Annotated in this window: 12 protein-coding genes; 7 read left to right on the forward strand and 5 right to left on the reverse strand. The window is 44.5% G+C overall.

The genetic code is table 11. From position 1 onward, the window contains the following. The first annotated feature begins 408 nt into the window (after positions 1-408). Positions 409-2883 carry a DUF5682 family protein gene (locus tag RH949_RS16840; RefSeq protein WP_446354698.1) on the forward strand — a complete coding sequence of 825 codons (2475 nt, stop codon included), beginning with the start codon at positions 409-411 and terminating at the stop codon, positions 2881-2883. 108 nt (positions 2884-2991) lie between these two features. Here RH949_RS16840 and RH949_RS16845 read toward each other — a convergent pair whose 3' ends face one another. Continuing rightward, positions 2992-5370 carry an NACHT domain-containing protein gene (locus tag RH949_RS16845; protein ID WP_446354700.1) on the reverse strand — a complete coding sequence of 793 codons (2379 nt, stop codon included), beginning with the start codon at positions 5368-5370 and terminating at the stop codon, positions 2992-2994. Between the two features lie 570 nt (positions 5371-5940). Between RH949_RS16845 and RH949_RS16850 the strand changes: the two genes are divergently transcribed. The 5 genes from RH949_RS16850 (at position 5941) to RH949_RS16870 (ending at position 7936) form a co-directional block, all read left to right on the forward strand. After that, positions 5941-6207 (forward strand): hypothetical protein, encoded by a 267-nt coding sequence (locus tag RH949_RS16850; protein WP_446354702.1) that lies wholly within the window; start codon positions 5941-5943, stop codon positions 6205-6207. 48 nt (positions 6208-6255) lie between these two features. After that, complete coding sequence (locus RH949_RS16855) at positions 6256-6504, forward strand: DUF1816 domain-containing protein (protein WP_446354704.1); 249 nt, start codon at positions 6256-6258, stop codon at positions 6502-6504. Between the two features lie 473 nt (positions 6505-6977). After that, positions 6978-7307: a hypothetical protein gene (locus RH949_RS16860; RefSeq protein WP_006099217.1), complete on the forward strand. Its 330-nt coding sequence runs from the start codon at positions 6978-6980 to the stop codon at positions 7305-7307. A 115-nt stretch (positions 7308-7422) separates the two neighbouring features. Beyond that, the gene (locus tag RH949_RS16865) at positions 7423-7620 is read left to right on the forward strand and encodes a hypothetical protein (protein ID WP_006099598.1); all 198 of its coding nucleotides are present in this window, start codon (positions 7423-7425) and stop codon (positions 7618-7620) included. A gap of 28 nt (positions 7621-7648) precedes the next feature. Then, entirely contained in the window at positions 7649-7936 is a 288-nt protein-coding gene (locus RH949_RS16870) for a DUF1830 domain-containing protein (protein ID WP_446354706.1), read from the forward strand. 228 nt (positions 7937-8164) lie between these two features. On the opposite strand, the gene RH949_RS16875 is transcribed toward RH949_RS16870, so the two are convergent. After that, entirely contained in the window at positions 8165-8989 is an 825-nt protein-coding gene (locus RH949_RS16875; protein WP_006099213.1) for a PhzF family phenazine biosynthesis protein, read from the reverse strand. Beyond that, entirely contained in the window at positions 8986-9876 is an 891-nt protein-coding gene (locus tag RH949_RS16880; RefSeq protein WP_006099515.1) for an Rpn family recombination-promoting nuclease/putative transposase, read from the reverse strand. Before RH949_RS16880 ends, RH949_RS16875 begins: the two co-directional genes overlap by 4 nt. Positions 9877-10131: 255 nt before the next feature. Between RH949_RS16880 and RH949_RS16885 the strand changes: the two genes are divergently transcribed. Then, complete coding sequence (locus tag RH949_RS16885; protein ID WP_446354709.1) at positions 10132-10986, forward strand: class I SAM-dependent methyltransferase; 855 nt, start codon at positions 10132-10134, stop codon at positions 10984-10986. A 112-nt stretch (positions 10987-11098) separates the two neighbouring features. On the opposite strand, the gene RH949_RS16890 is transcribed toward RH949_RS16885, so the two are convergent. Further along, a complete protein-coding gene (locus tag RH949_RS16890) occupies positions 11099-14758 on the reverse strand; it encodes an NACHT and WD repeat domain-containing protein (protein WP_446354711.1) in 3660 nt (1219 codons plus the stop codon). After that, positions 14758-15270: a hypothetical protein gene (locus tag RH949_RS16895; protein WP_446354713.1), complete on the reverse strand. Its 513-nt coding sequence runs from the start codon at positions 15268-15270 to the stop codon at positions 14758-14760. Before RH949_RS16895 ends, RH949_RS16890 begins: the two co-directional genes overlap by 1 nt. Positions 15271-15453: the final 183 nt, after the last annotated feature.

A 15453-nucleotide genomic window follows, 5' to 3' on the forward strand; every position in this document is an offset into this window, starting at 1 on the left:
CCTACATCCCCTTATTTCTTGTCTGTTTTTAGCGAACATCAGTATAAGTAAAACTTGATAGTCTGTCGGTTAACCTTTTAAATCTGTCAAGTAACGCAAATGATACATTTTCTGTTAAGGAATGTGAACACCTAAAAAACAACTGAAAACCCTGATATTGCCGTTGTACCGGGACTGTAGTATGATTTGTGAAGATAAATTAAACATGAGACTTTGGGTTTTTATTCGCTTTTATCGATAAATTGAGTCAAAAAATCCTCCAATAGCTGATTAAGCCAACAATCGGGCAGTTTTAAGGATCAAGCACTACAAATATTACATGCCGATCTCAATGACATAATTTTGGCAACGCCATCCGTGGCTGATTTGACAAAAAAAACGCTATATGCAGGGGAGTCAGACTAAAAAATGAGCATCCATATCTTTGGCATACGTCATCATGGACCCGGATGTGCGCGATCGCTCTATCATTCTCTGCATAGTCTCAACCCGGATATCCTTTTGGTTGAAGGTCCCCCGGATGGGGATGGGATGCTGCCTTTGGTTACTCATCCCCAGATGCAACCGCCTGTGGCGTTATTGGTTTATAGACCCGACCAACCCCAACAAGCAGTGTATTATCCTTTTGCTATTTTTTCCCCAGAATGGCAAGGGATTGATTATGCCTTAACTCAAGGGATTCCGGTACGGTTTATGGATTTGCCTTTGGTGCATCAGTTGGCAGGGGAAGCTGGGGGAGCAGAGGGAGCAGAGGGAGCAGAGGGAGCAGAGGGAGCAGAGGGAGCAGAGGGAGCTGGAGAAGAGGATGAGATTTACTATGATCCTTTGGGTTATTTAGCAAGAATTGCTGGGTATAGTGATGGGGAACGTTGGTGGGAACAGTTAGTTGAACATCGCCAGGAGAGTACGGATGTATTTGAAGCGATTTTAGAAGCAATGACGGCGTTGCGTCAGGATGTACCCCCCAGAGATGATCCTAGGGAAGCGCAACGGGAAGCCTATATGCGGAAACAGATTCGGGCGGCGAAAAAAGAAGGATTTCAACGCATTGCTGTTGTCTGTGGTGCATGGCACGCCCCTGCATTGGTGGATATGCCTGCGGCGAAAGCGGATAATGCGTTGCTTAAGGGATTGGCGAAAACTAAAGTTGAAGCCACTTGGATACCGTGGACGTATGGGCGACTGGCATTTAAGAGTGGCTATGGGGCGGGGATTGAATCGCCGGGTTGGTATGGTCATTTGTGGGATTGTTATCAGGATGGGGGAGATGGGGGAGATGGGGGAGATGACTCAACCCTGAGTCAGGGCGGGTTTTGTACTAACGTTACTATCAATCGCGACCAGAGAGTCCCTAAACCCGCCCCTACACCATCAAAATTTGGTCATTTGGGCGGGTTTTGTACAAACGTTACTATCAATCGCGACAAGAAAGTCCCTAAACCCGCCCCTACAGATACGTCAGGACATATATCAAAACTCAACCATCAACAATCAGCGATCGCGATTCGGTGGTTGATTAAGGTGGCGCAGTTATTGCGTCAGGAGGATTTAGATGCCTCATCTGCCCTTATGATTGAAACGGTACGGTTAGCGGAATCTTTGGCAGCATTGCGCGATCGCTCGTTACCGGGTTTGCTTGAGTTAAATGAAGCGACGCAAACCGTTCTCTGCTTTGGCAGTGATCTGCCGATGCGGTTAATTCAAGACCAACTGATTGTGGGTGAACGATTGGGAGAAGTTCCCGATGAGACGCCCATGGTTCCCTTACAACGAGATTTACAGCAGCAGCAGAAACGCTTACGCCTCCCCGCCAATCCCACCGAGAAACAGTATGAACTGGATTTACGCAAAACAAATGACTTAGCGCGATCGCATTTACTCCATCGTCTCAATTTACTCGGTATTCCTTGGGGGATACGACAATCGACAAGGGGAAAAGGAACCTTTAAAGAAGGATGGCGGCTGCAATGGCATCCAGAATTTGCGGTTAAACTCATCGAAGCCGGAATTTGGGGGAATACGATTGATGCAGCAGCGACGGCTTATGCCCGGAATCAGGCACAACAGGCTCAAGCTTTACCCAGTTTGACTCAGTTAGTCGAAACTGTTTTATTGGCAAACTTACCCGATGCGTTACCCGAAGTGATGCATCGCCTGCAAACTGAAGCCACCCTGAATCGAGATGTCGCCCAATTAATGGAGGCGTTACCCCCATTGGCGCAGGTATTACGCTATGGCAATGTCCGCCAAACCGATACTCGGATGATTACCTCAGTGGTGGATGGATTGGTGACGCGGATTTGTCTGGGTTTACCTCTAGCTTGTGCGTCTCTGGATGATGAAGCGGCGCAGCATATCGATCAGCGTATCCAACAAATGAATTATGCGATTTCCCTGTTAAATAATTCGGAGTATAAACAATCCTGGCAACAGGTATTATGGCAACTAGCAGATCAAGCCAACCTGCATGGGTTACTCGCGGGTCGAAGTTGTCGATTATTATTAGATGCTGGGGTATTTAAGGGAAATGACGCCTCCCGTCGGTTAGAATTTGCTCTGTCTCAAGCTAGTGAACCTCCCCAAGCGGCGGCTTGGATTGAAGGGTTTTTGCAGGGGAGTGGATTGTTACTCGTACATGACCATACCTTGTGGCAGATAATTGATGATTGGATTACTCAGCTTCCAGGAAACACCTTTACCGAGATATTACCCTTATTACGTCGCACCTTTGCCAGCTTTTCTACGGCTGAACGTCGCCAAATGGGGGAACGAGTCAAACGGGGAACTTCAGTTGAGACACCAGGGATAAAGGAGGAGGAATTGGATAGCGATCGCGCGAATGCGGTTTTGCCCATTGTGGCACAGTTATTAGGCGTGAGATAGTAGGGGCGGGTTTAGGGAATCACTTATCGCGATTGATAGTAACATTGGTACAAAACCCGCCCTGACTCACGGTTAAATCATCACCCCTCACCCCATCACCCCATCTTCCTATTCCCGATACACAAATAACTCCTCCTGAATGTTTTGCTGCACCTGAGTATCGAGATCATCAGCGATGGTTAGACAATCCACTAATAATTGATTAGCGTCATAATAATCCCACAGCGATCGCGTCTGGTTGCTGCTAAACTGCCAATCATGTTCCCCTTGGTCATGTTGTCCCATTAAAAAGCCAACTCGTCTGATCCAAGAGTGACGATGATTAAACCACCATTGGTTCAACATCTCCAGGTTAGATTGACACTCAAACATGGGATGGAGTAAAGTATTGAGCGATCGCACTAATTGACCCAGATGCTCAGGGTTAAGGGCTAGGTTAAATGCGAGACTATAATTCAAGGTAGCGTTCAGGATTAACGATCGGTATAACGGCGCAGGAAACGACTTGTTGGGCAAATAATCCGCCACCTTAAACGCTAACGCCTCCGGTAATATAAACTCAACGTCCAACTTTCGGGGTAAGGATAAGCAAGAGGGTAATTGTTGTAACGGTGGCGCTTGCAAAGGTTGCTCAAGCCGATAGGAATCGAGTGTCTGGGCTAACGCCTGATCCAAAATTAAAGCCAGGACAAAATCAAAGGCACGCACGGCGGCTGACTTGTAGGATAATGGGCTAGATTCCGATTGATGATCTATCCAGTTCACGAATTGCCCTAATCGCAGATCCGGTATCAATAACTGATCCACCCCTTGTTTCATCGCCTGGATTAATTGTTCAGGGTGACGCAATAGGGTGACGGTGAATAAAAATACCTCTCGCCAGGATTGTTCGGTCAAGTGCGTCACTAATTCCGCGATCGCGTCAGGGTTCTGATTCGTTTTCGTGGTAAACTCTCTAGCGGTGAAGTATTGCTGAAGACTCAAATTAGCAAAAGAATAAACTCGCCGCGATCGCTCCACCAATACTCCATGGTGACATTCAATCGCTTTTAAAACCCCTTGACTCTGTATCTGTAAGCCAACCGGATCAACCTCCTGATAATCTGGGATTGTTCGCAGATAGTCGCCAATATAGTGTTCCACCTGAGATTGGCTCAAGCAATACTGATGTTGAGTCAACGTAACGGAACCCAGATGCTCCAACAGCTTTAACCGATTCACCAAGGACAACGGTTGTTCAGGGGAATCTCGCTCAACCCCTTTCGAGTGATCCCATTTCTGGAGCAGAATATCCAATCCTTCCTGATAAAATCTAGCCTGTTGGCGAGGAAAACGGGCTTGGGATTGGAAGACATGGCAGATGAAACTAAGTAATAGAGGGGTTTTCGCCATGTCCTGAATCGTCCGGTTTTCCGGATACTCCAGTTGTACCCCAAACTCAGTCGCTTTCGCTAACCCCCTCTCCCAATTAACACCAGCCAAAGCCACAAAGTACTTCCGGGCAAAATGACTAATTTGAGTCAACGTCCAATCGGCAAGTTCCACCTCAGTAAATCCGCCAAACCGATACAATTCCACCCCAGTGCGACAGGTGATCACATAGCGATTTTTAGCATAACGATTACAGAACCAACGCAGTTTGTTGAATAGGGAAAAACGCCTCAACGGGGAGATTTCATCCCAGCCATCTAGCAAAATCAGCAGTTTCCCCTCCTGGAGTAAGGTTTTCACCGTTTCCCCAGAGACACCGCGATCGCTAAACTCTTGGCAAATATAATCCAGTAAGCTTAGAGTATTGGCATCTTGCACCAAATCCCTCAATTCAATATAAATCGGCACCTGATCCACCGCAAATTTACCGTGAATACACTGAGTCGCCACATACTGCAAAAACGTAGTTTTACCCGTTCCCGGTTTCCCCCCTATAATCAGGTGGGTTTGTCTAGCCAATACCGCCATTGCCAACTCTCGTTCCGGAGAGGTTCCATCCGGACTCAACTCATAACCCCTCTCCCGATTCACCTGAAAATGTCGCCGCCAATCTGCCAAGTCGAACCAGCATCGGTTGGGGATATTTTGCCAAACCTCCACATCAATATAAATATCCCCTAGGGAAATTGGTTTCGGCAAATCCCATAACGGCACGGTATCCAATTGAGTCTGAATCTGATCCTGGCAGCAAGCACGAACCTCTGCAACTAAGGCATTGAGTTCAACAGGCTGATTTGCCGAAGGATTCATCCCTGGGGATAGCCTCTCCTCTGGAACCTGAGTCGCCACCTCTTGCCAGGATAAATCCAGTTGCAAGCAAATCTCGATGAAAATCCGTCGCTCAACGGGACAACCCCCCAAAAATTTACCGATGGATAGGCGAGTCTTAATACCTACCTTTTTCGCCAGTACCTCATGAGTCCACTGTTTCCGCGCCATGGCTTCTTTGGCTTGGACGATACCCTGTGCATTTGCCGAAAGCGATCGTTTACCCATATCACACTTCCACCCTTGTTAACTACCGATTCAGCGATCGCATCCTGATCGGGGAAGTTCTGAAGAAACGGTAACACTGCTATACAATAATCCCTTTGTTGATGTTGAATGGACGCGACAAGGTGCATCTCAACATCCAATCTGGTTCTCCTCAACTGACTAAATCGGTACTCAATGATACCTCAATTCGGTTCTCTGATTGGCGCTACCGATTTAGGTGATATAGAAAAAACACGCCAAATCATACCAACTTATACATATTGACCATAAATCTCAACGCGATGTTGATATATCACCCTATAGACTAGGATAAAGCTTCTCAAACTAGAGCCTAGCATAAGTTTACCTAAAGTATCACCTTGTTATATTCATTTAAAAAAAAAACAAGCAAATAATTAAGTTATGCAAAAAAGCACAAACGCAAACCATTTTGATTTAAATCATACACATTAAAGTCAAAAAGAATCGACAAGAACCTTGACGATCTCCGGGGATCGTGTACTGTATAAGACAGATTAAAGATTACAAGTTTACAAACTTTTGAAAAATGAGAAGGTAGGTTTTCATAAAATGCAACTTTTACAACAGATAAGAGCCACTGAATCCCGCCAAACTAACTTGAGTCGCTTAAAGTACGGATTTACCTATAAAATCTCCCAAGAGCTAGAAGAGCAGATGCTCCTGATCAAGATTTTCCTCAAACTCCTGGAAGACTCCCAGGATCACCTGAGCGACGATCAACAGTTAGAGTATCTGCAAATGATTCAAGACTCGGTAAACCAGATGACTCAAGCCTTACAGGAGGCGATTGAGGAGTTTGTCGCCGAAACCGCTTAACTTTTAGCTAACCAGCCGTCCAATCACATTGAGGGAGATGATCATGATATGAACTTAAAAACAGAACTGTCTTTAGAAATCTTATCCAAACTGGGATTAGCCTATTGGCTGGAAGTCATTACCGATCATCCTTGGTGTGTTTACTACTTTGGTCCCTTTGGCACAATCCAAGAAGCTGAATCATCTCAGCACGGTTATCTGCATGATCTTCTCGAAGAAAGCGCCCACCCCATGAGCGTAACAATCAAACAATTTTGTCCTCACACCCTAACCATTTCTGAAGATAATATGGCTTGAGCCTTGGCTGAACCTGAGTCAGTTGTCTCTGGAATTATGGCATTGATTTCTGTTTAAACATGAGGTAATAGGGCTAAAACGACAGTATCCTTTTACCGTTTTTATAACCAAATCATTTTTCATTTAATTAACCCATTTCAATTTTTGTCCGAATTCCCAACCAACTGGCTCAAGTTCTCCAAACACGTCTTCCATTGATTCAGATAACTACCGTTAGGAATGACAAGATATCTAGTAAGTAAAGTCCTGGACATAAATTCTGGACGCTGTAAGCTGTGATAGACTTAGCTTACTTCTTTTCGGGAAGCGAGTATGACGACTCCCATCGTTAACCTTAATTTTGTCCGACTACTTATAGACAGGAAATGCTGTGTCTATTCAAGACAATTTTGGGGTTAAAGTTCAACGACTGAATCGATGTCCTTGACTTGTGTGACAACCTAAACACCTAAATTGATTTGGAAATTATAACCATGAGCAAAAATTTGCCAGTTGAAACCCGCCTCTTGAAAGTCATTCAAGAAGAAATTGAAAACGCCTTAGACGCTTATCCGAACAAGTTTTGCCGAATTTTTTTTACCTGTGCCAACCTACGCCAGGACTTACTATGCTACGTTTTGTGTAAACTATCGAATGATCCCCAGGCTGTTGCGGTTAAACAAGGCAAAAAACTGTGCAGTAAGCATACATTTCCCTATTATTCGTTGGAGATGCGATTACACCTGGAATCGTATATTCGTGAAGGCATGAATTGTTTATTGTCAGATACCTACCACGGTTTCAATTTCGAGAATAGGGAATAGGGAATAGGGAATAGGGAATAGGCAATAGGCAATAGGCAATAGGCAATAGGCAATACTCTTCTTTCCCTTCTGCTTTCATTGAATTATTTTTTAATCAACCCATTCTAATCAAATCATGAGAACCATCAACTTTTCAGTATCAATCTGTCGTCATTGTGGTCACTATCAACCCCAAAAAGGCTGGGGAGGTCACTGCCAACAGCTAGGCGTGGCTGTACAGGGAAAATGGAAAGCTTGTCCTTTAGGCATTTCCCCCTTTGCCACCTATGCTGAACACCTCGATGGGGTGGACTGTGGCTTAATGCATCGATAATTAGTTCCTTCCTGTGGTATCACTTCTCATGCTTAATTCCTTACCGACTGAATACACCAATCGAATTCTCTGCTACTATACAAATACCAGTAAACAGATTCAGATCATTCGGATCACCGATATTCCCAATTGGTACTTTGAGCGGATTCTATTCCCCCAACAGCGCTTCCTGTTTGAAGCAATTCCCCACGCTCATTTAGAAGTCTATAAAAAGAGATTTGGCGTGGCGGATTTAGTGGCTAAGATTCTGTGCGATTTTTTGCAAGTGCAACAGGAAGCAGAAGCGCCTTCTCCTTTATATAGCGCTAGGCAATAGGCAATATAGCGCTACGCGCTAGGCAATGGGCAATAGGGAATGGGCAATAGTGAAGAAAAACACTGACTCATCAAGGGATTGACCCTTCGACTTCGCTCAGGGTCAACACCGAGCGTGTTACCGAGCGAAGTCGAGGTAAGCCGAGGTGTTGAGCGATTTAAATTTTTCTTCTTTTGTCCTAACGTGTGTGCGTAGTGCTATAGCATCTTGCTCGCTACTGATTCTGCATTACTCCGTCAATTCCCCCCGCATCACAGTAACCGCTTGTCCGCCCAGAATGACGCGATACGTTCCTTCGGAACAGGCTCCGCCAACGCTCCCGGTATAACGTACCTTGACTACCCCGCCTCGATGAGAGGCTTGATAGGCTAAGAACTCATTTTTACGGATGCGATCGCGCCAGAACGGTGCTAGACAACAATGGGCTGCACCCGTCACCGGATCTTCGTCAATCCCTAACCCCGGTGCAAAGAAACGAGAAACAAAATCATACTCCGAACCCGAATCAGTCCGACTGGTAACAATAACATCAGATATCGGTAAAGTTTTGAGTAAACCAAAATTGGGCTGTAGATGTCGCACCATCTCTTCCGATTCCACTTCCACCAAATAGCCCAAAGAATTCTGCCAAACGGACTGAATCGGTACGCCTAACGCTGACGCAAGGTTTGGGGGGACTGTTGTGGGTTGGGAATGATTCACCGGGAAGTCTAACTCAATCCATTCACCCTGACGCTGGGCGATGAGTATCCCGCTTTTGGTATAAAAACGGGCGGGTTTCTCCGGGGACAGATGACCCTCTGACCACAAAACATGGGCGCTAGCTAAGGTAGCGTGACCACAAAGGGGGACTTCTACTGTCGGCGTAAACCAACGCAGATTAAACCCATCCTCTTGCGGAACCAAAAAGGCAGTTTCAGACAGATTCATCTCCTGTGCCACATTCTGCATCCAGCTATCCGGTTGGGGAGCCGACAAAACACAGACAGCGGCTGGATTACCCGTAAACGGGGTACAGGTGAAGGCATCAACTTGAATGATGGGCTGGTTCATAGTTCCTCAATCTCTTCCCTAGTCAGTCCGGTTGCTGCTGTGATGGTATCAAGATCAGTCCCTTGTTGTTTTAAGAGTCTGGCTATGTTAACCTTTTCCTGCTGTTTACCTTGCTCCATGCCCTCCTTGAGTCCCTCTTCAAGACCCTCCAATCTTCCCTCTGAGCGTGAACTTTCGATTAGACTGATTTCGTAGCGCCGATTTTCCATAAATCTCAGGTAGTTGGCTCTTTCTGCTTCACTCAAGCTATCTACAAGCAAATTTTCCTTCGCTTCCGCTAACCCTTGGGCTGTAAATTCTTCTTTAATTTGGCTCTTTTTCAGGAAATATATCCATTCATCTAGGGTATCGGAAGCCACCTCATTAAAGTTGTTGACTTTAATCACATAATACTCCGGGAAAATCTCATAAACATCTTGACTATTAAACAACTTTCGCTGATTAATTGATAGACCTAATTTATCATCTAAATGAAGCCCCCGAAACTCTAATGTCCCGTGGTAAATATAATCATCTCCCTGTCCCAAAGAAAAGTAGACGATATTCACTGAATAGACTTTTTTGACGTTCCCGTAAGGTTCTCCTTTTTCCAGAAAGTCGGTAATTAATCTGGATGTGCCGTAGAGCATCCGATGAAAATAATCTTGCTCTGTACTGTTTTGCACTTCAATCAGAATTAATTCTCCCCGGTCATTTTCCGCGAGAATATCGACTCGATTTAGCTTGTCATCCTCGGCTTGTTGATTGCTTTCACCTTCGAGTATTGATTGAATCGTAATTGGTTTCCTCAACAACTCACTCAAGAAACCTGCCAAAACACCATAATTGGCTTTGTTTCTCAGTAATTTTTTAATCGCCCAATCAAATCGGATGTGGGTTGGGGGCATAACGGCATTGATGGGAACATCTACTGCATCTATTTTGACAGATTTTGTCCTATGTTGATACATTGGATATCAAAAAGATAGAGTTGATAATTCTCAACACAATATACTGTAAAAGTATATAGGTGCAATCTTATCAAACCTCTATCACAAGCACAATCGTGAGGAATTATACCCAATAACGGGTCGTTCAAAAATCTCGACAACTAGCCTTGTAGCAATCTTGAGCATCATTTTTCTGATAGGTAATTCAAATAAATGTACAAAGACAAACCCAGTAACACAGCGCGTAAGGTAGCACTGAACATTGTCACTCTGGGCGCGAAGCCCGGAATGGAAAAGATACTGCCAGCCGGAATTGTCAACGCGACCGCAGATTTACTGGTAGCATCGGGTGCGGTTAGTGCCACTGCCGTTCAATGGTCTCGTTCCCGCAGAATGGTTTGGGTGTACGAGGCATTTGACTGGATGATGAAAGGACAATTTGAAGCCTTTGGACAGAGAAAAGCGTTCTGTGAACGTCAGGTGAGGGAAGGGATTTGTTCTGGGGCGTCACAGGTTCTTGTCTTGGGAGCCGGATATGATACCTTGGGTTGGCGTCTGGCATCGGAATTTACAGAGGTTAACTTTTTTGAGATTGATCATCCTGGCACAGCCGTCTTGAAGGCAAAGGGAATTGAACGGATGGGTGATAGAGATAATCTTTATTTGTTGGCAGAGGATCTCGGTCAACGAAAACTGGTCGATGTTCTCAAAACTAATAGTTTATGGGACACCACCGCATCCACCGTGATCATCGCTGAAGGTCTGCTGATGTATCTGTCTCCCCCAGCTCCCCAAGAGTTGTTTCGCCAATGTGCGGCGATGACAGGTGTCGGGAGTCGGATTGCCTTTACCTATGTTGGCACAGGTGCGGACGGACAACCCGATGCTGGTGCTTGGACGGGACTTGTGGTTTGGATTCTCAAGGTATATGGGGAACCGTGGCTGTGGAGTATTTTGCCTGAGCAACTTGGGGGATTCCTGGAGGAAGTGCAATGGACAAACGCTCCTGATTTAGTTGGGTCAAGCGCCAAACATGGCATAGAGTATTTTGGTGTGGCGATAAGATGAATTGTCGGCGAAGACAGCGCAACTACGAGCTGACGCGATCGCTCTATTTCTTAGCCCACAGAACAAACGCCAAATCACCAATACTTTGACCAAGCATTAACACCTCTTTCAATCATTCGGCTTGCCAGCTTGGAGCATAACTCTGACACGTTTCCCTGGCACTTCTGGCAATCTCATCTTGGGGATTAGTCAGGATAGGATGATGACGAAGGCGGCGACAGGCAATATCTAAAACAGTATCCCATCTACCTGGTAAAACTTGGAAGGAAGTCGAATTTAAGCTGTCATAGCTAAAAATACTCTTGCCACTTGGACTAAACATTAGAAAACAATTATCATAGGGGCAATTTTGAAATAGAGCATCTGCTTGGTTGATTCGCATTAATAAAGTACCACTGAGATCCCACAGCCTAATAATGCTATCCCCGCCACCTTGAGGCATCCCTGATTTGGTAGCAGTGACTAGCCGCTGACCATCTGGACTAATGGCAATCGTTTGGACAAATCCCTCATGGGCAAAAGGTTGATTGATTAACCCGCCGTTAAAGTCCCTAACTTCTATTTGGTTGTCAGCATTAACAATGGCAATTCTTTGACTTTCAAAACTCAGTGCGATTGTATTTATGCCATTACCAATAGCAAAATCCGACCCTAAAGCATTTCCTTGCTTGTCAAGAACTTGGATGTTGTTATTTTTATCTACCGTTGCGATATATTGGGCATCATCACTGAAAAAATATTCAGGATAGAGTTTTTGGTTAAATTTGGGTTCGGCTGATGTATCTGCAACTTTTCGCAATATTAAATATGCTCTTTCCTGGGTTATTTCTAACCATCCTGTATTTAAATCAGAGGGGTTAAACCGCCGAATGGGATCATCAATCGACTCGTATATATTAACCTTTACCGTCTTTAATTCATACCCTTTAATATCGTCAATTACTTTTGATTTTCTAATGCCAGTGAAAGGTTCAATATCCCAAATTATAACAGTTCCATCATTTCCACCACTGACAATAGTATTATAATTATCACTAAGAGCTAGAGTGTTTATATTAGGCTGTTCTAAGCCTCCATATCTATTCAATAAATCAGTTTTTCCTTCATTGATGCGTCCACCGCTATGCCCTAGTAATGGATAGTCAAGCTCATTCCATTTATTAAGTCTATACGAAAACTGAAAAAATCTTATAGTTCCATCATCGCCAGCACTAATTATTTGGTTATTTTCAGGATTAAAAGCTAATGCATAGGAATTAAACTCATGGGCTTGAATACTAACTGGTTGAGTATAATCATTTGACTGGTCAATGCTGAGGATGTGAATAGTATCTCGATGGGGTTCATTCCCCAGTGCTGTACTAGCAATTAACTGATGATTCGATGTATCTTTAGCAAAAACGATAGATGTTACTTGCCCAACAACTTGTCGCATATCTGCCAGTTCTGGCTCATTACGCCCTACTACACTTAATATTTGTGGTTCAATATCTAGTCTTTCCAAATTCCAAAGTCTTAAGGAATGTCCTTCTCCTCCTACTACAAGAGTCTTCCCTTCAGGATTGACAGCGATCGCAGTCACAGCACCTGGACGATTACCAATCACCCGAACATCAGCACTGTCTTGACTAGGATTAATATTGAATTCCCTTACCGTACCGTCATCCCCACCACTGTAGAGAGTATTATTGTGTTGTGGATGAAACACCAAAGCCCGAATGGGTGAGTTCGGAGTTTGTAAAATAGGTGATGCAGCGTAATTTTCTAGATTCCATACCAAAATTTGTCCATCTTCCCCACCACTTACCAGGTTTTTTCCATCAGGACTGAAAGTAATGGTCAATACTGCTCCGCTATGATCTTGCAACTTTTGACAACCGAGTGAATTATCGGCAGTTTTTTTCCAAAGGCAAATCTTGCCATCAATTCCTGCACTAGCAATGAGGTTATTCTTGCTAATTGCTACAGAAGTAACTGCTCCATCATGCCCTCGAAGAATATTAACTTCTCTGGATGCTTCTAATGCGCTATAAAGACTGGATTCAGCAGCTCCTAATAAATCAGTAAAATTAGAGTAACTTGCGCCAACTGCTTGAATTGCTGATACCAAACCTTGAGTTGGTTGTGTTATGAGTAAATTTCTAGCCGTAGCAATATCTTGTCTTAGTTTGGTTTCCTGGCGCAATCGTTCAGCTCTTAACCAGAAAACGCCCAATAACGCTGCGACTATGACAGCAGCGATCGCTGTTAACTGAGTCCTTCTCAGCTTCTCTTTTTCCAGATGATCGCGCTTATCCCGACTTTCATCTAAAAACTGGTTTGTGGTTGGACTAAACCCTCCAAGAACCTGATTAAAAGTTTCATTCAGTCTCAGTTCTAAAGCCTGCTCTAAGCGAGATCCTGACCACAAATCCTCCGATGATTGTGTCTTTTGCCACTGAATCACATCATCGTTCAAACGGTTACGCAGGGCGATCGCCTGACGGTTTTCCGTGATCCAAGTATTTAGAGTTTTCCAAGAGGTAAGTAACACTTCATGGGCGATCTCGATTGTACTGTCTTGAGACTCTTTTACCCGATTACTCACCAGCAGGTTTTGATTCACTAACTGAGTTAAAACAGTTTGCTCCAGTGGAGCGCTAAATTCTGAGCGGTTAGCGCGTCGTCGTACAGGTTTCCAGTCTGTTCCAGATTTTGTATCTGTGCCAATATCAACTAACTTGAGGAAAATTCTCTGAGTCGCGAGTTGTTCGGCGTCAGACAAAGCACTGTAGATGCGATCAATATGCTGCTGGAGTGCGCCCCGCACCCCACCTAACTTGTGATAGTTGCTAAGATTGAGCGTCCGAGCCTCAATGCTCTCAGTCTGAACTTCCATCTCCCAGAGCAAATTTAAGGTATATTGCAACAGGGGTAAATATCCGGCTTGTCCCTGTACATCATCAATAATTTCTTTCACTAATCCTGGTTCAAAAACCACGCCATGATGGGCAGCAGGTTGCTCAATGGCTAAGCGTAATTCATCCACTTGCAAATCAGCAATCATCGGACGATGTTTATCGGTCAGTTTAATCAGAGCCGGATAGGGACTCAAGTGATCCAGGAAATCTGCCCGCATTGTTGCCACCAGTTTAATTGAGCGATCGCCCTTTTTACCTAAGGTATTCACAAGGTTGACTAACCCTTGGATAAAAACATCCCGCTTGTCTGATTTAGTAGTGGTAAATAACTCCTCAAACTGATCGATCAGGATAAACCAGTAGTCATCTTGATGTTTGAGCGATCGCACTACTTGAGTTAATGTTTCCGGCTTGACAAGACGGGCAAGCTGTGCGTCTGATTGTTTATACTTGCCTAACAAACTGCCATAGAGTGAATCAAACGGGTCTCGATCCGGCGTAAAGACTAGACTGACAAAATTACTACCCCATTTTTGAGCCAACCAAGGAATTAAACCGGCTCGAATGACGGAAGACTTGCCACTTCCCGATGCTCCCAAAAGCAAGATCAGGTTAGTTTGTTCTAACTCATTCACCAAACTGGTAAGACATTGATCTCGACCGAAAAACCGCTCCTTATCCCCCAGATCAAAGGTTTTCAATCCCTTATAGGGTGATGTCGTAATCAATGTCCGAGTCTTGACCTCTTCCACTGAGATCTGGATAATTTGCGTCTGATTGAACGTCACATTTTGACTATTGACTACAGATACATCGTGCATAGTCTGTTCACTCCCGCCATCTTGGGGATTTAGGGGAAATTCCTGTATCATCAGGTTACCATCCAAGCTTTCGCCACTAAACTAGCTACTTTAGCTACCGGTTCTGCCAGTTTTTCCACACCTTCCAATCCTTTTTTCAAGGTTGAAATTGCTTGACTGACTAAATCTTTATCAGGTTGTGCTTTTTCGGCTTCTTTCTGGATCGTCTGGATCTTTGCCTCTGCCGCTTCTTTGACCAGAGGATTAAGTTTATCATGGCAGGCGATCGCCTGCTTCAACCTTTGTAATAACTCCAGGGCTTCCTGCAAATCAGCATTTGGCAATGTTGCTTGAGCCTTGCTTTGGTTGATCTGGCTCCCCCCATCAGCTTGAAGTTGACTCAGATCAATATCACTACTTCCCGTAATATTGACTCCACTCATGCTTTGACTCTTCGCAGGACGTGTTGAGTCCGACGGGATAGTCGCTAAAACACTAGGGATTTGCCCCTGTAATTCTAGCTTCTGTTCAGGAGTTAAAGTTTTGATGATGTCTAAAACATCACCGACACTGTAAGTAGGCATAGGTCAAGTAGGCATAGGTCAAAATCTTGGAAGCATTTACCGAAAAATAACTCATCTTCCTCTCAAAGACTTCTAGAGGGTGTATGCAACTTACTTTTGAAAAATGGTCTGCCCCGTGAATTGTTAAGCTTGGAGCTAGGATTTACAGCACTTTCTAACACAGTGTAGTCCAGTCACCAGGGA

The organism is Coleofasciculus sp. A1-SPW-01, from assembly GCF_040217205.1.
GTDB classification, from domain to species: domain Bacteria; phylum Cyanobacteriota; class Cyanobacteriia; order Cyanobacteriales; family Coleofasciculaceae; genus Coleofasciculus; species Coleofasciculus chthonoplastes_A.